The organism is Pseudomonas sp. C321 (assembly GCF_055407105.1).
This window is the reverse complement of record NZ_JBUZRB010000001.1, coordinates 399520-417966: the sequence shown is the minus strand read 5'-3', so window position 1 is coordinate 417966 and position 18447 is coordinate 399520. Positions and strand designations below refer to the sequence as shown.

18 protein-coding genes and 2 pseudogenes are annotated in these 18447 nt (G+C 57.7%); 11 read left to right on the top strand and 9 right to left on the bottom strand.

From position 1 onward, the window contains the following. Positions 1–23 precede the first annotated feature (23 nt). Entirely contained in the window at positions 24–968 is a 945-nt protein-coding gene (locus ACZRJ6_RS01945) for an alpha/beta hydrolase (protein WP_463966863.1), read from the bottom strand. A gap of 209 nt (positions 969–1177) precedes the next feature. Here ACZRJ6_RS01945 and fadD2 point away from each other — a divergent pair, with 209 nt between their 5' ends. Beyond that, positions 1178–2866, top strand: a complete 1689-nt coding sequence (fadD2, locus tag ACZRJ6_RS01940; RefSeq protein ID WP_463966862.1) for a long-chain-fatty-acid--CoA ligase FadD2 — start codon at positions 1178–1180, stop codon at positions 2864–2866. Positions 2867–3198: 332 nt separating this feature from the next. Beyond that, positions 3199–4890, top strand: a complete 1692-nt coding sequence (fadD1, locus tag ACZRJ6_RS01935; RefSeq protein WP_463966861.1) for a long-chain-fatty-acid--CoA ligase FadD1 — start codon at positions 3199–3201, stop codon at positions 4888–4890. An 88-nt stretch (positions 4891–4978) separates the two neighbouring features. On the opposite strand, the gene ACZRJ6_RS01930 is transcribed toward fadD1, so the two are convergent. Next, positions 4979–5356 (bottom strand): hypothetical protein, encoded by a 378-nt coding sequence (locus ACZRJ6_RS01930; RefSeq protein ID WP_149413794.1) that lies wholly within the window; start codon positions 5354–5356, stop codon positions 4979–4981. Positions 5357–5555: 199 nt separating this feature from the next. Between ACZRJ6_RS01930 and ACZRJ6_RS01925 the strand changes: the two genes are divergently transcribed. The 3 genes from ACZRJ6_RS01925 (at position 5556) to def (ending at position 7405) form a co-directional block, all read left to right on the top strand. Then, positions 5556–5747, top strand: a complete 192-nt coding sequence (locus ACZRJ6_RS01925) for a CsbD family protein (RefSeq protein WP_463966860.1) — start codon at positions 5556–5558, stop codon at positions 5745–5747. A gap of 175 nt (positions 5748–5922) precedes the next feature. Then, entirely contained in the window at positions 5923–6876 is a 954-nt protein-coding gene (locus ACZRJ6_RS01920) for a YihY/virulence factor BrkB family protein (RefSeq protein WP_463966859.1), read from the top strand. Then, positions 6866–7405, top strand: coding sequence for a peptide deformylase (def, locus tag ACZRJ6_RS01915; protein ID WP_463966858.1), 540 nt, complete (start codon positions 6866–6868; stop codon positions 7403–7405). Before ACZRJ6_RS01920 ends, def begins: the two co-directional genes overlap by 11 nt. 121 nt (positions 7406–7526) lie before the next feature. Here the strand turns inward: def and ACZRJ6_RS01910 are convergent, their stop codons facing one another. Then, positions 7527–7964, bottom strand: a complete 438-nt coding sequence (locus ACZRJ6_RS01910; RefSeq protein WP_463966857.1) for a GNAT family N-acetyltransferase — start codon at positions 7962–7964, stop codon at positions 7527–7529. 298 nt (positions 7965–8262) lie between these two features. Then, positions 8263–8619: pseudogene (locus ACZRJ6_RS01905) on the bottom strand (glutathione binding-like protein); the annotation flags it as partial. Positions 8620–9130: 511 nt separating this feature from the next. Here ACZRJ6_RS01905 and ACZRJ6_RS01900 point away from each other — a divergent pair. Together ACZRJ6_RS01900 and ACZRJ6_RS01895 are read left to right on the top strand one after the other, a co-directional pair. After that, a pseudogene (locus ACZRJ6_RS01900) lies at positions 9131–9907 on the top strand (PAS domain-containing protein); the annotation flags it as partial. After that, positions 9881–10450: a methyl-accepting chemotaxis protein gene (locus ACZRJ6_RS01895; protein ID WP_463967407.1), complete on the top strand. Its 570-nt coding sequence runs from the start codon at positions 9881–9883 to the stop codon at positions 10448–10450. The pseudogene ACZRJ6_RS01900 and the gene ACZRJ6_RS01895, both read left to right, overlap by 27 nt. 89 nt (positions 10451–10539) lie before the next feature. Here ACZRJ6_RS01895 and ACZRJ6_RS01890 read toward each other — a convergent pair whose 3' ends face one another. From ACZRJ6_RS01890 to gntR, 3 genes are all read right to left on the bottom strand, one after another. Further along, positions 10540–11040: a hypothetical protein gene (locus tag ACZRJ6_RS01890; protein ID WP_463966856.1), complete on the bottom strand. Its 501-nt coding sequence runs from the start codon at positions 11038–11040 to the stop codon at positions 10540–10542. A gap of 200 nt (positions 11041–11240) precedes the next feature. Continuing rightward, entirely contained in the window at positions 11241–11873 is a 633-nt protein-coding gene (locus tag ACZRJ6_RS01885; protein WP_463966855.1) for a glutathione S-transferase family protein, read from the bottom strand. Positions 11874–12004: 131 nt separating this feature from the next. After that, the gene (gene gntR / locus ACZRJ6_RS01880; protein WP_463967406.1) at positions 12005–13036 is read right to left on the bottom strand and encodes an HTH-type transcriptional regulator GntR; all 1032 of its coding nucleotides are present in this window, start codon (positions 13034–13036) and stop codon (positions 12005–12007) included. Positions 13037–13247: 211 nt separating this feature from the next. On the opposite strand from gntR, the gene ACZRJ6_RS01875 reads away from it, so the two are divergent. Further along, the gene (locus ACZRJ6_RS01875) at positions 13248–13781 is read left to right on the top strand and encodes a gluconokinase (protein WP_463966854.1); all 534 of its coding nucleotides are present in this window, start codon (positions 13248–13250) and stop codon (positions 13779–13781) included. 84 nt (positions 13782–13865) lie between these two features. Then, positions 13866–15218 carry a GntT/GntP/DsdX family permease gene (locus ACZRJ6_RS01870; protein ID WP_133099489.1) on the top strand — a complete coding sequence of 451 codons (1353 nt, stop codon included), beginning with the start codon at positions 13866–13868 and terminating at the stop codon, positions 15216–15218. A gap of 59 nt (positions 15219–15277) precedes the next feature. Here ACZRJ6_RS01870 and alaC read toward each other — a convergent pair whose 3' ends face one another. Then, the gene (alaC, locus tag ACZRJ6_RS01865) at positions 15278–16486 is read right to left on the bottom strand and encodes an alanine transaminase (RefSeq protein WP_463966853.1); all 1209 of its coding nucleotides are present in this window, start codon (positions 16484–16486) and stop codon (positions 15278–15280) included. Positions 16487–16682: 196 nt separating this feature from the next. Between alaC and ACZRJ6_RS01860 the strand changes: the two genes are divergently transcribed. After that, the gene (locus tag ACZRJ6_RS01860; RefSeq protein WP_463966852.1) at positions 16683–17165 is read left to right on the top strand and encodes a GyrI-like domain-containing protein; all 483 of its coding nucleotides are present in this window, start codon (positions 16683–16685) and stop codon (positions 17163–17165) included. A gap of 57 nt (positions 17166–17222) precedes the next feature. Continuing rightward, a complete protein-coding gene (aac(6'), locus tag ACZRJ6_RS01855) occupies positions 17223–17684 on the top strand; it encodes an aminoglycoside 6'-N-acetyltransferase (protein WP_463966851.1) in 462 nt (153 codons plus the stop codon). A gap of 8 nt (positions 17685–17692) precedes the next feature. On the opposite strand, the gene ACZRJ6_RS01850 is transcribed toward aac(6'), so the two are convergent. Further along, positions 17693–18187: a GNAT family N-acetyltransferase gene (locus tag ACZRJ6_RS01850; RefSeq protein WP_463966850.1), complete on the bottom strand. Its 495-nt coding sequence runs from the start codon at positions 18185–18187 to the stop codon at positions 17693–17695. Between the last annotated feature and the right edge of the window lie 260 nt (positions 18188–18447).

Here is an 18447-nt window from a genome sequence, read left to right as displayed (position 1 = left end):
TGCGTTGATTTTAAACGAAATAGTTATTCGCATCGCGCAGGCCGACGATGGTTCACGGCCTTCGTCAGCCACGCCAGCACATCGGCTGTGACCGCGTCACGGTTGGTTTCGTTGAATAATTCGTGGCGCGCCTGCGGGTAAATATTCAGCTGCAGGTTCTGGCAGCCGGCTTCACGCAGGGCGTGGGCCAGGTTCTTGAGACGCTTGCCTTCACTGACCGGATCACATTCACCGCCCATCACCAGGATCGGCAGGCCCGGATCTATTTGAGCGAGATTGGACGCTTTGCTGATTTGCTGCAAGCCGCCCAGCAGGTCGATCCATAGCTGGTTGGTGCATCGGAAGCCGCAAAGCGGGTCGTTGACGTACTTGTCGACTTCGTCCGGGGCGCGGCTGAGCCAGTCGAACGCGGTGCGATTGGGCTTGAAAGCCTTGTTGAAAGAGCCGAACGACAGAAACTCGATCAGTGCGCTACGGCCCCTCAAGCCTTGGCGCAGGCGTTCGGCGCGGGCGATCACACGCGCGGCGCGGTACAGCGCCACTGGCTGGAAATTCGAGCCACTGAGAATCGCTCCATGCAGGCTGGCGCTGTGGTGCAAAAGATAGGCTTGGGCGATATAGCTACCCATGCTGTGGCCCAGCAGAATGATCGGCACCCCAGGCGCTTGCTGGCCGATGTGCTGGTTGAGGCTGGCCAGGTCGCCCACCACTTTGTTCCAGCCATCCTTCTCGGCAAACAGCCCGAGGGTGCCTTCGTCGGCGGTCCGGCCATGACCACGCTGGTCGGGGGCGTACAGCCCATAGCCGGCGTCACACAGTTCCTGGGCCAGGCGGGTGTAGCGACCACCGTGCTCGGCCATGCCGTGGGCCAGCATGATCAACGCCTTGGGCGGCTCGTCCGGGAGCCACTGGTTGACGTACAGGCGGCTGCGGTCATTCGCGGTCAGCCAGAAAGTGGTGTGGTTCATGGCGCTTCCTTTGCTCGGTGTCGTTGCAGTGTATAGCTCATCCGTGGGCAGGCGTTTGATCAGCCCTGGCCTCAGGAACAAGATTCATACAATCAATGACATGCTTTTGTGTATTTGCCTGTTTGGCCATAACTGCTAACGTCCCCAAAGCTCCGCTTTCCATAATCAGCAGTAAGCGGTCGGGCACACTCAGGTAAAGGACAAGAATAATGCAACCTGATTTCTGGAATGACAAACGCCCGGCGGGCGTTCCCACCGACATCGACCTTAGCGTCTACAAGTCGGTGATCGAAGTTTTCGAGCGTTCCTGCAAGACCTTTGCCGATCGTCCGGCGTTCAGCAACATGGGCATCACCCTGACTTACGCCGAGCTTGAGCGCCAGAGTGCGGCGTTCGCCGGTTACCTGCAACAGCACACCGACCTCAAGCCGGGCGATCGCATTGCGGTGCAGATGCCCAACGTCCTGCAATACCCGATTGCCGTGTTCGGCGCCCTGCGTGCCGGTCTGATCGTGGTTAATACCAACCCGTTGTACACACCACGGGAAATGCGTCATCAGTTCAAGGATGCCGGCATTCGCGCCCTGGTTTACCTCAATCTGTTCGGCTCGCGGGTCCAGGAAGTCGCCGCCGATACCGAGATCGAATACCTGATCGAAGCAAAAATGGGCGACCTGATGCCCGCCGCCAAGGGCTGGCTGATCAACACCGTGGTCGACAAAGTGAAGAAAATGGTCCCGGCCTACAGCCTGCCCCAGGCCGTCTCGTTCAAGCGCGCGCTGCGCATGGGCGCTGGCCTGGCGATCACCCGTCACCCCGTGACCCTCGACGACATCGCCGTGCTGCAATACACCGGCGGTACCACCGGCCTGGCCAAGGGCGCGATGCTTACCCACGGCAACCTGGTGGCGAACATGCAGCAGGTGCGCGCCTGCATGTCGCAAATCGGTGACGACGGCCACCCGCTGATCAAGGAGGGGCAGGAGGTGATGATCGCGCCGCTGCCGCTGTACCATATCTATGCCTTCACCGCGAACTGCATGTGCATGATGGTTTCCGGCAACCACAACGTACTGATCACCAACCCCCGAGACATTGGCGGCTTTATCAAGGAGCTGAAAAAGTGGCGCTTCTCCGGGCTGCTGGGGCTCAACACGCTGTTTGTGGCGCTGATGGATCACCCTGATTTCAAGAGCGTGGACTTTTCACATCTCAAGCTCACCAACTCTGGCGGCACCGCATTGGTCAAGGCCACCGCCGAACGTTGGCAGCAACTCACCGGTTGCGCCATTGGCGAGGGTTATGGGCTGACAGAGACCTCGCCGGTGGCCAGTACCAACCCCTATGGCAACAAGTCACGGCTGGGTACGGTCGGCATTCCCGTGCCGGGTACGGCGATGAAAGTCATTGATGATGAAGGCGTGGAGTTGCCATTAGGAGAGCGCGGAGAACTCTGTGTGAAAGGTCCGCAAGTGATGAAAGGCTACTGGCAGCAGCCAGCCGCCACCGCCGAGACCCTGGACGCCGAAGGCTGGCTCAAGACCGGCGACATTGCAGTGATCGACCCCGACGGCTTTGTGCGCATCGTCGATCGCAAGAAGGACCTGATCATTGTTTCGGGCTTTAACGTCTACCCCAATGAAATCGAAGACGTGGTCATGGCCCATCCAAATGTCGCCAGTTGTGCGGTGATCGGGGTGCCAGACGAGCGCACCGGGGAGGCGGTGAAGCTGTTTGTGGTGGCTCGCGCCCAAGGGGTCAGTCTTGAAGAGCTGAAGAGCTACTGCAAGGCCAACTTCACTGGCTACAAGGTGCCCAAACAGATTGTGTTGCGTGAGTCGTTACCGATGACACCAGTAGGCAAAATCTTGCGCAGAGAACTTCGCGATATCGCCTAGATAAAAGTCAGATCATTCCCACGTTCTGCGTGGGAATGCCGCTTTGGACGCTCCGCGTCAGCTCTTGAGGTTGGTAAAGCCCCCATTCCAGAGCCTTTTCTCGGATTATAGAATCTTTGCTCTAAAAGTGACCATTAGATATTCTTGAGTCATGATTATGACTGTAGAGCCTGCTTTTGGCTCTAGGCGGCCCTTGGCAAAGCTGCTACTCTCGGCGCGCTTTGTGACCTCTCGGCCTGCTTGAAACAGCCAGACTCACCCTAAAAAATACAAACAAATAATAATCGCATCAAATGCGATGATGAATTCGCGTCGCTGAGGAGTGGGCTTCCATGAACGAAGACTTTTGGAAGGATAAGTACCCCGCCGGGATTGCTTCAGAGATCAATCCAGACGAGTATCCAAATATTCAGGCGGTACTGAAACAGTCCTGCCAGCGCTTCGCCAACAAACCGGCTTTCAGCAACCTGGGCAAGACAATCACCTACGGTGAGTTGTACGAGCTGTCCGGAGCGTTTGCCGCGTACCTGCAACAGCATACCGACTTGCAGCCCGGTGATCGAATCGCCGTGCAACTGCCTAACGTTTTGCAATACCCGGTCGTCGTATTTGGTGCTATCCGTGCCGGCCTGATCGTGGTCAATACCAACCCGCTGTACACCGCGCGGGAAATGGAACACCAGTTCAACGACTCCGGGGCCAAGGCCCTGGTCTGCCTGGCCAATATGGCGCACTTGGCAGAAAACGTGGTGCCCAAGACCTCCGTCAAGCATGTGATCGTTACCGAAGTGGCTGACCTGTTGCCGCCGCTCAAGCGGCTGCTGATCAACAGCGTCATCAAGTACGTGAAGAAAATGGTCCCGGCCTATCACTTGCCCAAGGCGATCAAGTTCAACGACGTGCTGGCCAAGGGGTACGGCCAGCCGGTCACCGAAGTCAGCCCCACCAGCGACGATGTGGCGGTGCTGCAATACACCGGCGGCACCACCGGCGTGGCCAAGGGCGCGATGCTGACGCACCGCAACCTGGTGTCCAACATGCTGCAGTGCAAGGCGCTGATGGGTTCCAACCTTAACGAAGGTTGCGAGATCCTGATCACGCCACTGCCGCTGTACCACATCTACGCTTTCACCTTTCATTGCATGGCAATGATGCTGATCGGCAACCACAACATCCTGATCAGCAACCCGCGCGACCTGCCGGCGATGGTCAAGGAGTTGTCGAAGTGGAAGTTCAGTGGCTTTGTCGGCCTGAACACGCTGTTTGTTGCCCTGTGCAACAACGAAGGTTTCCGCAAGCTGGACTTCTCTGCGCTGAAAGTCACCCTGTCCGGAGGCATGGCCCTGCAACTGGCGGCGGCCGAGCGTTGGAAAGCGGTCACCGGCTGCTCCATCTGCGAAGGCTACGGCATGACCGAAACCAGCCCGGTGGCCACCGTCAATCCGATCCAGCACATCCAGATTGGCACCATCGGTATTCCGGTGCCATCGACCTTGTGCAAGATCATCACCGATGACGGCGTGGAGTTGGCCCTGGGGGAAATCGGCGAGCTGTGCGTCAAGGGCCCGCAAGTGATGAAAGGCTACTGGCAGCGCCCGGACGCTACCGCCGAAGTCCTCGACAGCGAAGGCTGGTTGAAGACCGGTGACATCGCGATTATCCAGCCAGACGGCTACATGCGCATCGTCGACCGCAAGAAAGACATGATTCTGGTCTCTGGTTTCAACGTCTACCCCAACGAACTGGAAGACGTACTGGCCGGCCTGCCGGGCGTGCTGCAATGCGCGGCCATCGGTGTGCCGGACGAGAAGTCCGGAGAGATCATCAAAATCTTCATCGTGGTCAAACCGGGTGCCACCCTGACCAAAGAACAGGTGATGGAGCACATGCGCGCCAACGTCACCGGCTACAAGGTGCCCAAGGCCGTGGAGTTCCGCGATGCATTGCCGACCACCAACGTTGGCAAGATCCTGCGACGTGAGTTGCGCGATGAAGAACTGAAGAAACTGGGTGTGAAGAAGTAACCCGCCACCCAACAAAAAGCCCCGCATTTGCGGGGCTTTTTGTTGAGTGATCGTTCCTGCGCTCTGATCTGCGTGGGGACGATCAGTGTCAGAACATGAATTGCGTAAAGCTCACACCGGCACCTGCCGGGCGTACATCTTTCAGGAACGAATCCTTGTCGGCGCTCAGCTCCAGGGTAATCTCCGGCTTGCGCTTGCCAGCATTGCGCACCACCAACCCTTCAAGCTTTTCACGCAGGAACGCTGTCGGCACTTTCAAGTGCAGCAACTGGTCGCTGTCTGCGTTGTGCATCAACAAATGAATCCACTCGTACTGGCCCACGGCAATACGGCCCACCGGCAGGTCGAACCACCAGATGTTGCGTTTGCGGTCCAGGTCGGTGAAGTGGCAGTTGTTGACGCCGAGCACGGCACCGCCCAGTTCCAGGTTTCTGCGGGCGATGGCCTGTGTTTTATTGAGTTTCATAACCTTCCTACGGGATCTGTTATTCAGCGGTTGAGCCTGAATGTGCCGGGCATTCTCGTGGGTTGGCCGCAAAACATAAAGCCAAACCTGTGCAGGGCGATGAAATGCCTGGGTAAAAATAATTGAAACTCTGCACAAAGGCCCAGGGTCAACCCTTGCGTAATGACCAAAACCCTTGAATGTTCACAGGAGTAATACCATGGGCAGCACAGCGGATAAGGCAAAAGGTTTGGCGAACGAAGCCATCGGCAACATCAAGCAAGGTGTCGGTAAAGCCACTGACAACGATAAGTTGCAGGTCGAAGGCAAGGTTCAGGAAAAGAAAGGCGAAGCTCAGCAAGCCGTCGGCAAGGTCAAGGATGCGGTAAAGAAAACCATCGACAACGCCTGACCCGGTTGACTGCACTTGAGCAGCGAGGCGGCCATCTATGGATGGCCGTTTTTGTGTCACAAGCAGTGATTAAAGTTTCGAAATTGTTTCAATGTCGCCAAATAGGCTACTTTGATGTAGAAAACGGCCCCTGAGTCGCCCACGAACTCAACCTTTTGCGGCGAAAGGAGACGCTATGATTTTTCCAGTATTAAAAGGCCTGCCGCTGCATCGCGTGCTGATGCGCACCATCACCGAGTTCGTCGATGACGAGATGCCTACCTACGCCTCGGCACTGGCCTACCAGATGCTGTTCTCGCTGTTTCCCTTCTTGCTGTTCCTCATTGCGCTGATCGGTTTCCTGCACCTGCCGGACTTCTTTACCTGGCTGCGCCTGCAGTCGGAGTTGGTGTTGCCGCCTCAGGCCCTGGAGCAGGTCAATCCGGTGATTGACCAGTTGCAGCAATCCAAGGGCGGCTTGCTGTCGGTGGGTATCGTCATTGCGCTGTGGACGGCCTCTGCGGGCGTGCGTCTGATGATGAGCGCAATGAACGCCGCCTACGACGTGGTCGAAGGCCGGCCGATCTGGAAGCGTTTCCCCCTGTCGATTTTCTACACCGTGGGCATCGCCGGCATGTTGCTGGCCGCAGCCGCGCTGATGGTCCTCGGGCCACAAGTGATGGAATGGCTGGCGATGCAGATTGGCATGCAGGAATTCGTGGTCACCTTGTGGACCATCCTGCGCTGGCCATTGATCGTAATCTTGCTGATGTTCGCTGTGGCGTTGATGTACTACGTGATGCCCGACGTGAAGCAGAAATTCCGTTTTATCACCCCAGGTTCCGTGCTGGCGGTAGTGGTGTGGATCATCGCTTCCCTGGGCTTTGGCTATTACGTCAAAACCTTTGCCGACTACAACGCCATGTATGGCAGTATCGGCGCGATCATCGTCTTGCTCCTGTACTTCTACATTTCAGCGGCCGTGCTGTTGCTCGGCGCAGAGATGAATGCGGTGATCGAACACATGTCCACCGAAGGCAAGGCTCCTGGTGAAAAGGACTTCGGCGAACACGATGAAAAACAGCACGTCTCGGGCCTTGGCCGGGACCATTCGCACCCACTACCAACGAAGCCTGAACATGATTCGTGAAATTCTGAAAATGGGCGACGAGCGCCTGCTGCGTATCGCGCCACCGGTCCCGCTGGAAATGTTCGACAGCCCTGAGTTGTGGCAGTTGATCGACGACATGTTCCAGACCATGGAGCACGTTGGCGGCGTGGGCCTGGCCGCACCGCAGATTGGCGTAGACCTGCAACTGGTGATCTTTGGTTTCGAGAGCAGCGAGCGCTACCCGGATGCCCCTGCGGTGCCTCAGACCATTCTGATCAACCCGCTTATCACGCCGCTAAGCCCGGAGCTGGAAGAGGACTATGAAGGTTGCCTGTCGGTGCCTGGCTTGCGCGGCGCGGTGGACCGCTATCAACAGATTCGCTACGAAGGCTTTGATCCCAAGGGCGAGCCGATTGTGCGCATTGCCGACGGCTTTCATGCGCGGGTGGTGCAGCATGAGTGCGATCACCTGATCGGTCGGTTGTACCCGTCGCGGATCACCGACTTCAGCAAGTTTGGATTTATTGATGTGATGTTTCCGGATATGGATCCTACTGCCGACGAGTGATCCGGCTCACACGGTGCGGCCAACGTAGCCTCGCAGGGGCTCGACAACCGCTACGTTAGTTGCTGTCTTCAAGATGTGTCGATATCTATGCGCATCGGTCGCAGCAGCTAACAACCGCCGATCACACATTATCGTCGGTCGACCTCAGTAACGGCTTTAAACCCATGGCGATCATTGGTTTGTTGCGTTTGTAGCGCGCCAGTCGTTCCGCCAGAGACTGCGGTAGTACTGTTTCCTGAGTAAACCCGATCCCCTGATAAAACCCTTCAAGCTCCGGATGGCAGAATAGCCAAACGGTGCCTTCGACCGGCGCAACGGCCTTACGAATCAGTCGCGCCGCCAGCCCCTGCCTACGGCACAATGGCTCGACAAACAGCCCGGTCAGCCATTGCCCGCCGACCACAGGGCTCAAGCACAATCCGGCGACAATCTCGCTGTGCCGGGCCACCCACAATTGCCCGCCCTTGACGGCTTTCATCGGCGAATTGTGGCTGCGGTAAAACTTGTTCAGCAGCGGCCATAAAGGCTCTGCCAGCAGATCAATATGCAACTCAGGCATGGTTTTTTGACAGCCGTGATCGTGGGCCGGGGATTATAAGTCGGGCAAAGCACCTTCTGTCGGGCAATAGGTGTTATACCCCTTGTTACATCCCCTGTAAGTGGAGCACGCATCATGGCCAAAGGCATGGATTCAAAGAAAGCCGCGAAGAAAAAACCGGCAAAAACCGCCGATGAAAAACGCGCCGACAAGAAAACCAAAAAATCCGAAGCGGGTTTGTTTGGGCATTGATTCTCGGTAGTCACCGCAACATCTGCTTCTAAGCTAAGCACCAAACGATCTGCAAGATCTCCCCGTCTCATTGCACAGAGCAGGATGAAGCCGACTTTTTCGTCGGCCCAGCCTGCCCTGAGCCCGCCAATGCCGGCCACTTCTGCAAATCGATATCAAAAAACGCCGCCCAGCGCAGCACCACAAGCAGGTAGGCATCGGCCACCGAAAGCTGCTCGCCAAGCAAATAGTCCTGACGCTCCAACGTCTGCACCAGGATTGCAAAGCGCTTGAACAACGTGGCCTTGAAGAGCAGCTTCACCTCTTCGGGAATCGAGGTATTGAACAACACGCCCAGGCCACCGTGAATTTCGCTGGAAACAAAATTCAACCACTCCTGTAACCGCTCCAGTCCTGCAGCCGGTACCAGGTCCGCCAGGGCTTGCGCATCATGTCGCTGAGCGTCCCGGTGCATCGTGAGTTTGCCTTGGTCAGTTCACGAACGCGTCTGCCTTCACCCGCAGTCAATGCGTTATTACAGATGCTGGCCGATTAATGGCCTTGCATAGTGCCAAGCCCTGTCTATGCTCACCCATAACCATTTATGTCGCTTGCCATATCAAGCGTTTTGAATGGATTTCAATAGTGGTTAGTCATCACTATTGAAAATATGAATAAAACGAGTGCGCATGCCAAGGCGCCGGGAAAAAAGGAGTGGTGGTTTAAATGGATTTGCGTGTGTCGGTTGAAGTAGGCCCCAGACGGGGCGCTATCAAGAAAAGGATGATTTGATAAGAGTGTTGCCTCATGGACTCTCCGATTAACCATCACTTATCGATCGCCTGACACTTGTCCTGTCTCTGGACGACTGCGTTTGCCTGTTTTGTGGAAAGTTGTAGTGGGTCAAATCCAAAAACTAACCGTCAATCAAAGACAGCGCTGAAGGTGATCCGATCATGTTTAACCGCCAACACAAATCCGCCCTGCTGGAAATCGAGCGTTTTTCCTGCGCGCTGACCGAGGCCAAAGCCAAGCTGGCGGCCATTAGCCGATCCATGGCGATGATCGAGTTCGATTGCAACGGCATGGTGCTCGATGCCAATGAGAACTTCTGCAAGGCTATGGGCTACAGCGCTGAAGAACTCCGTGGCAAGCATCACCGGATTTTTTGCGAAGAGTCGTTCTACCGCAGCGACGCCTACGCCAAGTTGTGGCGAGACCTCGCCCGAGGCGAACCGATCAGTGGCACCTTTATGCGTTTGAATAAAAACGGCCAGGAAGTGTGGCTGGAAGCCAGTTATATGCCGGTGATCGGCGCCGACAACAAGGTGCAGAGCGTAATCAAGGTGGCGTCGGACATCTCTGCACGGGCCCATCACGAACATGAAAACCAAAGCCTGATGGACGCCATCGGTCGCTCCATGGCGGTGATCGAGTTCACCCCGCAGGGCCAGATCATCAATGCCAACGAAAACTTCCTGAAGACGGTGAAGTACTCCCTCAACGAAATTGTCGGTCAGCACCACAGCATATTCTGTCATCGCAGCGAAACCGATTCGCCGGCATACAAGGCGTTTTGGGCTTCTCTCAATCGCGGCGAATACCACTCTCATCGGTTTGAACGTAAGGACAAATACGGGCAGATGTTATTCCTGGAAGCCTCCTATAACCCGATCTTCGATGCCTGCGGGCGGTTGTACAAAGTGGTGAAGTTTGCCACTGATATTACCGATCAAGTCACCACCCTGCGTACCGCCGCCGAGTCGGCCCACAGCACTTCGGTACAAAACGACGTCTGCGCCCGAAAAGGCTCGGAAGTGGTCCAGCAAACGGTGCAGATCATCGAAGAAATTTCCCGCGACCTCAACGAGGCGGCGCTGAGCATCGATGCGGTGAGTAAGCAGTCGGACATCATTGGCAGCATCGTCCAGACCATTCGCGGCATTGCCGATCAAACCAACTTGCTGGCACTCAATGCCGCCATTGAAGCAGCTCGCGCCGGCGAGCATGGCCGGGGTTTTGCGGTGGTGGCCGATGAAGTGCGCAGCCTGGCGGCTCGCACCAGTCAGGCGACCCTGGAGATTGTTGATGTGGTGCGCAAGAACCACGACCTGTCGCTGAGCGCGGTGTCGAGCATGCAGTCGAGCTTGAGTCGCACCGGGCTTGGCGTGGAGTTGGCCAATGAGGCGGGGCAGGTGATTCTGGAAATTCAGCAAGGCTCACGGCATGTGGTGGATGCCATCAGTCAGTTCAACTCGACGTTGCAGTTGCAATAAAGTTGTCGACCCCCACCGAGGCGCGCCCAGCGCAGCCTCGCTGGGGCCCGACAGAGTCTCTACGGGAGACAGCGCATGTTTAGCTGCGATCAAATCGCCGCCAGGGTCTCTTTCACTGCCTGCACTTGCGGGTCGGCGGTTTTAGCCGCGATCTGTTCCGCAGTCTGTGCCTTCAAGCGGTCGGCCACTTCATTGGCAATTGAGGTCTGTTGCTCAATCGGCATGGATTTAACATCCTCTTCGGTCAGGCCCTTTTCCTTGAGGATCTGATCGCGAATACGCTCGGCCGGGGTTTTGGTCATGTACTCGTTGAAGTCCGCCCGGGCCTGGGTGCTGGCCTCGGTTTTTGGCGTGGCAGTGGTCTCTGGCGTGGTTTGCAGTTGTACGCGGGTCTTGGCAAAGGCTGCTTCGACGTTGTCGGCGGTAGTGTCCTTGGCCTTTTGCGTAGCCTGTACCTGTGTGGCGGTGACGGCGTTCTGCACGTTTTGCATGACACCGCTGTACAGCGCGCTGGCGGCGGCGTTGGCGGGGTCCATGTCGGAACGCTTGGATTGCTGAACCACTGAAGCAGCTTGGGTATTGACCAACATGATCGGGCACCTGTGAGTGTGGGCGGTGCGTCAGGTGGAGCAATTAGCGTGCCGAGGGGCAAATGCCTGGTTTTACGGGGTGGGGTACGGTGGTTGAGGCAACGTTTGTCCTGTAGACGGTCAAACATTGCCGGTGACAGGCAAGGCGCCGGGCGTTGATGCACAAGGCGATGAGTTCTTTCATCGTGTAGTCCTTGTGCTTAGTTGTGACCGTCGAGGGCGAAGGTCTTGAAGCCAGGGCGTTGGCTGAGCTTTTCGTAGTAAGCGCTGACAGCAGGGTAGAACGGACGCGCCATGGGCGTCATCCGCCAGCGATGCACTGATAGTCCGATCAGGATGTCAGCGAGGGTGAAATTTTCACCGGCCACGTAAGCCCCGGTTCGAATCAGCTGTTGTTCCAACAAGCCCATCTTGTCGTTCCAGCCACGTACGCCGGCGGCGATGCGTTGCGTGTCCTGGAAGTCGGGGTTGTTGCGCACCAGAGCGTGGAAGGCATAGCCCCAGGAGGGGTTGAGTTCGGTGGCTTGCCAGTCCATCCACTGCTCGACGCGTGCCCGCGCAGCCGGTTCGGTCGTCAGCAGGTCATGGCGTTGGTGCAGGCCCACCAGGTAGCGGCAGATGGTGTTGGATTCCCACAGCACGCCGTTTTCATCGAGGATCACCGGAACCTGGGCATTGGGGTTCAGGGCCAGGAATTCGGGCGACTGGGTTGGGGAGAAACCGATGCCCCAGTCCTCACGCTCGTAGGTGATGTCCAGTTCCTGGCAGGTCCACAGGACTTTTCGTACGTTGATGGACGAAGTGCGACCCAAGATTTTCAGCGTGTGTCCCATGGTGCTTCCCTGACAATGGTGAATTGGCAGCAGGCAATTTAGCAGGGACGTGGGATGGCGACGAGGTTGTTTAAGATCGTTCCCACGCTCTGCGTCACCAGTACGCAGGGGTTGAGCCATGCGCGATCGGTTTAGGTACTCTCGCGCACCATCAACTCAAACCCCATATCCACTACCGGCCTGGCAATTTTGTTACCCGCCAACAGCGTCAATAAATGCTCCGCTGCCCGTCGGCCAATGGCCTCCCGAGGCGTACTGATACTGCTCAGGCGCGGCACCATAAATGAGGAGGCGGGCAGGTCGTTGAAACCCAATACTGCCACTTGTTCCGGCACCTTGATTGAGTGGCGCAGGGCTTCCAGCAGGGCGCCTTGGGCCAGGTCGTCGTTGCCGAAAAAGATCGCATCCACATCGGGATGACTGGCCAGCATTTGCAGGAACAGTTCACCGCCCAGGCCAACGGATGACGGGCGCGGTGTCAGCAACTCCAGGTCCGGGTCATACAGCCCTGCCTGTTGCAATGCCCGGCGAAAGCCTTCGCCTCGTAGCAGGGTGCGCTGGTCCAGTTGTGCGCCGATGTAGGCCAGGCGCTTGCGGCCCCGCGAGATCAGGTGCTTGGCAGCGGTTTCGCCGGCGCTGGTTTGCGAGAAGCCAACGCAGTTCAAGCCGGCGCCAGGGTCCAGATCCATCATGTAGACACACGGCACATTGCTCGACTCGACCATGCGCCGGGCGCTTTCGGTGCGATCAAATCCGGTCAGCAGCAAGCCACGCGGCTGATAGGCCATGTAGTTGCGCAGCAGGTTTTCTTCTTCGTCACGGGAGTAATGGGTGTTGCCAATTAGCACCTCAAAGCCTTTGGGCCGCAGCACCTGATGAATGGCTTCCAGGGTTTCGATGAACAGCAGGTTGGACAACGATGGTACCAGCACCACCACCGACTGGCTCTGGGCCGAAGCTAGGGCGCGGGCGGCGGGGTTGACCACGTAGCTCAGCTCGGCGGCGGCCTTCTGCACTTTTTCCACCAGTTCGGTGGCCACGGTGCTGATACCGCGCAAGGCCCTGGAGGCGGTAATCGGACTGACACCGGCCAGGCGTGCAACTTCGTTGAGGGTGGGGCGTCCCGTCGTGCGGGTATTTTTATCGTTCTTGGAGGTCATCAGGCGGCTTGCCAAACAAAAATCGAGGCACTAAGGTAGCGCTGTCTCCATAAGCCTGCAAATACTTGAGCGTCGGGTTGCCTGATCCTGTTTGAGTCCCTGGCGAGGATGCACGCGTCACTCCATAAAAATGACAAGAAGGCGCGGGAAAGCCTATTTTTGCATTAGCCTTACGGTTGGCAAAGGTAGCGCTGTCTGCGTCCTGAGGTGTTTCATGAGTCAACCTGTTACTGCCCTGGTGATCATGGGTGTTTCTGGCTGTGGCAAGTCCAGCGTCAGCGAGGCTTTGTGCCTGTTGAACGGCGCCACGGCCATCGAAGGCGATAGCTTTCATCCTGCCGCCAACATTGAAAAAATGAGCGCTGGCCACCCCCTCAACGACGACGACCGTGCCGGCTGGCTCGACATCCTCTGTGAGGAGCTGCGCCGTTCGCTTAAAGCTGGCGAGCATCCGGTGCTGACCTGTTCTGCCCTGAAGAAGAAATACCGCGACCACCTGCGCGAGGCTGCGCCGGGCCTGGGTTTTGTCTTCCTGGATCTGACTCGTGAGGTCGCCGCCGACCGCGTCTCCCATCGCCCCGGCCATTTCATGCCAGCGAGCCTGATCGACAGCCAGTTCGCCACCCTCCAATCCCCGGTGGGCGAGCCGTTGACCCTGGCGTTGAATGCCAGCAAAGACAGCGTCGAGCAATTGGCCGAGCAAACCGATGTCTGGTGGCGCCAACACGGCTTTGAACTAATCAAATGATTTTTTGCCGGACAAGGTAGCGCTGTCCTGACGCAGGAAATTCAATACCCGCTTTAATAACAACAACAAACAGGAGACACCCCCATGTTTGGCATGTCCCACGATTCCTACCTGCTGCTTGATGCAGTGGTCACCATTATCGGGTTGATCGTCCTGATCACTCGGTTCAAGTTTCATCCGTTCATTGCGTTGATCATCGCGGCAGGCTTCCTTGGTCTGACCTCGGGCATGCCCGTGGACAAGATCATCAAGGCGTTTCAGGACGGCTTCGGCGGGGTGCTTGGCTTTGTCGGGATTATCCTGGCGCTGGGTACGATGCTCGGCAAGATGATGGCTGAATCGGGAGGTGCTGATCAGATCGCCCAGACCCTGATCCGCGCCTTCGGCAAGGAGCGGGTGCAGTGGGCTATGATGTTTGCGGCGTTCCTGGTGGGCATCCCGCTGTTCTTCGAGATCGGCTTTGTGCTGTTGATCCCGCTGGTGTTTATCGTCGCCCGCCGCACCGGCGTGTCGCTGATCAAGATCGGTATCCCGCTGCTGGCCGGCCTGTCGGCGGTCCACGGGCTGGTGCCACCGCACCCGGGCCCGCTGCTGGCCATTGGCGTGTTTGGTGCTGATATCGGCAAGACCATTCTCTACGGTCTGATTGTCGCGCTGCCTACGGCAATCATCGCCGGCCCGCTCTACGGCACGTTCATTGCCAAGTACATCCCCGGCAACCCGTCCCAGGAGCTGGTGGATCAACTGGCTCGCGAATCAGACTCCAAAACGCTGCCGAGCTTCAGCGTGACCCTGATCACCGTGTTGCTGCCCGTCCTCCTGATGCTGCTGAAAACCTTCGCCGACATTGCCCTGCCGGACGGCCACATCGTGCGCAACTGGATGGACATGATCGGCCACCCCATCAGCGCCTTGCTCCTGGCGTTGCTGCTGTCGCTGTACACCTTTGGCCATCGCCAGGGCATCGGTTCCAAACAGATCCTCAAGTGGCTCGACGCCAGCCTGGCGCCGACCGCAGCCATCATCCTGATCATCGGTGCAGGCGGCGGCTTCAAGCAGATGCTGGTGACCAGTGGCGTGGGTGACGTAATCGGCCATATGGCGGTGACAGCGCAGATCAATCCGATCCTGCTGGCGTGGCTGGTGGCGGCGGTGATTCGCGTGGCGACCGGTTCGGCGACGGTGGCGACCATTACCGGTGCAGGCATCGTGGTGCCGGTGGTGGGGATGGTGCCGGGGGTGAACCTGGAGTTGCTGGTGCTGGCGACGGGTGCAGGGTCGTTGATTCTTTCTCACGTCAACGATGCGGGGTTCTGGCTGGTCAAGCAGTACTTTAATATGACCGTGGCCGAGACCTTCAAGACCTGGACGGCGATGGAGACGATTCTGTCCATCGTGGCGTTAGGGTTCATCATGTTGCTGTCGTTGGTGGTGTAGGCCACATCAGCGAACCACTGTAGGAGCGAGCAAGCTCGCTCCTACATGCGTGTCAGCCGTTATTTTTGCACTAGCCCATCCGCCCGGAACATCCCGCGAATCCCTCGTATCGCCTGGCGAATCCGGTCCTGGTTCTCGATCAGCGCAAAGCGCACATGATCATCCCCATACTCGCCAAAGCCGATCCCCGGTGATACGCAAACCTTCGCCTCCAGCAGCAACTTCTTGGCAAACTCCAGCGAACCCATCGCCGCATAAGCTTCGGGAATCTTCGCCCAGACGTACATCGATGCCTTAGGGTTTTCCACCATCCAGCCTAACTCATGCAGGCCCTTGACCAGCACGTTGCGGCGTTGGCGGTACTGGTCGGCAATGTCCTTCACACACTGCTGATCGCCTTCCAATGCAGCAATCGCGGCGACTTGCAGCGGGGTAAAGGTGCCGTAGTCGTGGTAACTCTTGATCCGTGCCAGGGCGTTGACCAGCTCCGGGTTACCGACCATGAAACCAATGCGCCAGCCGGCCATGTTGTAACTCTTGGACAGGGTGAAAAACTCCACCGCGATGTCCTTGGCGCCGGGCACCTGCATGATCGAGGGGGCTTTCCAGCCATCGTAGACGATGTCGGCGTAGGCCAGGTCATGCACCACCAGCACGTCGTACTGCTTGGCGAGGGCGATCACCCGTTCGAAGAAATCCAGCTCCACGCACTGTGCGGTGGGGTTGGACGGAAAGCCCAGGATCATCATCTTCGGCTTGGGGATCGAGCCGCGAATCGCCCGTTCCAGCTCGGCGAAAAAATCCACGCCGGGAATCAGCGGCACCGAACGCACCTGGGCACCGGCAATCACGGCACCGTAGATGTGAATCGGGTAGCTGGGGTTGGGCACCAATACGGTGTCGCCCTGGTCGAGGGTGGCGAGCATCAAGTGCGCCAGGCCTTCCTTGGAACCGATGGTGACGATGGCCTCGGTTTCCGGGTCGATGTCCACTTCATAGCGGTCCTTGTACCAGCGCGAAATCGCCCGGCGCAGACGCGGAATGCCTTTGGAAGTGGAGTAACCGTGGGTGTCTTCACGCTGGGCGACGGTCACCATTTTTTCCACGATATGCGGTGGAGTGGGGCCGTCGGGGTTACCCATGCTCAAGTCGATGATGTCTTCGCCACGACGACGGGCGGCCATCTTCAGCTCGGAAGTGATATTGAATACGTAAGGGGGGAGTCGATCTATGCGCGCAAAGCGGCGCGGCGAACCTTGGTCGGCCATGTGTTGCCTCGAAGTACGTAAGCGCCCGGAACCGTCCGAGCGACGTCGGCCACTGCGGTGGCCTGCGGGCAGACGATACGGGCGATGATGGCCAGTTGTCCAGATGGCGCGATGAATATTTTGTGCTTTGAGTGAAACGCCTGTATGACCCTATACTCGGTAAGGCTTTATTCACTCATTGATGGAGACTGTTCAGATGAATCAACAGGCAAAGCTATCACTGGAACCGCGCATGGAAGAGGGCAAGGCCCTGGTGATCGCGGGTGTTGGCGGCCGTTACGGCAAGGCCACGATGGGGGATATTCCCAGGTTGTGGGAGTTGTTCGATAGTTGCATCAAGGGTATTCGTAAACGCGTTGATGGCATGAGCTACGGCGTCTGCTACAACAACAAGCACGATGAGTTCGACTACGTCGCCGGGGTCGAAGTGCTTGCCAAGCGCGATGTGCCGAGCAACTTCCAGTCGATTGAAATCCCGGCCCACCGCTATGCGGTCTTCCCACACTACGGCCCGGTGCAGGCACTTAAACAGACCTATGAGCGGGTTATATATGAGTGGCTGCCAAGCTCTGGATACAAGGTCGTAGGGCCTGATTTTGAGCGCTATAGCGCCGACTTCAATGCAGATAAAGGTACTGGCACCGTGGAGATTTGGTTGCCGGTTGAAGCAAAGGCCTGAAACCGTGGCCAAAGATGATTTATCCTCTTTGGCCGTTTTCTCTCGAGTGGCCCTTTGATGATCAGGCACTGTACTTTGCTCGACTTCGCTGGCTGGCAGGCTCTGCGCGTTGCCCTGTGGCCGGGTTCGGATTCGGAACCAGGCAATGAGCATGAAATGCACACTCTGTTGAGCGCTCCAGACCGCTATCTTGTGCTGACTTTCAACGATGACAGCGGCAACGCCCTCGGTTTTACCGAGGCGTCGATCCGGCGTGATTACGTCAACGGTACCAGCACCTCACCGGTGGCCTTTCTCGAAGGTTTGTACGTAGTGCCAGCCAGCCGTGGTAACGGGGTGGCCCGGCAATTGGTGGTGGCTGTCGAACAGTGGGCCAGGGAAATGGGCTGCACGGAACTGGCCTCGGATGCGCTGCTGGATAACCAAGGGAGCCACGCCATGCATCAATCTCTGGGCTTCGCTGAAACCGAACGAGTGGTTTACTTCTTGAAGCCTTTGGGGGCGCCCGAGTCGGAGTAGTCGGGCGTTTACTCCTGAGCAAACACCCACGCCAGCCGGCGCTCATAGCCAATTCGTCCTTTGTAAGCCTCACCGCTATCTACCCAACCCTGCTGCAAATACAGCCCCATCGCCGCCACATTGTCATTGTCCACCGACAACTCCAGGGCCTTGATCTGCGGCCACGCCAATTGCGCAGCGGCGGGCAACGCCTGCAGGCAGGCTTTGCCAAACCCCCGGCCTTGCTGGCTACGGTCGACTTGCAGAGCATGCAGGGTAGCGCTGTGTTCGTCGGCCCAATGGGGCAGGCAGGGCGGGCGTTTGAGCAACAGGAAGGCGACGGGAATTTCGTCGGCCAACAGCGCGAAGCCTTTAATGCCTGGGCAGGGGTTGACCAGCAGCGTGTTCAGCGCGCAGTAGATGTCGCCGGAATACGGCAGTTGCTCGGGATGGACTTCAAGGGCGCTCAGTTGCTGTTGCTGCACAGCGTTCAGCGTCTCATAGGCGACGAGGCGGGTTTCCATCGGCAGGGCATCCGAAATCCTACAAAGAAGCGCGGATTCTAGCGGGTTTGCCGTGAGCGCAATTATTTTTCGCCGACTTGTCGATTTGCCGAATGCCCACTCGACTAAGGGTGTCTTCCGTGTTTTTCCCCATAAAAGGAGCACCGCCATGAACACTGGTCGACACCCTTTGACATGGCAACCGGCGCGGGCTTGTTTGAGCTCAAACCCTGATCGTCGGGAATTCAGCCGACCCGCTCATCTGCAGCCATAGTTGATAG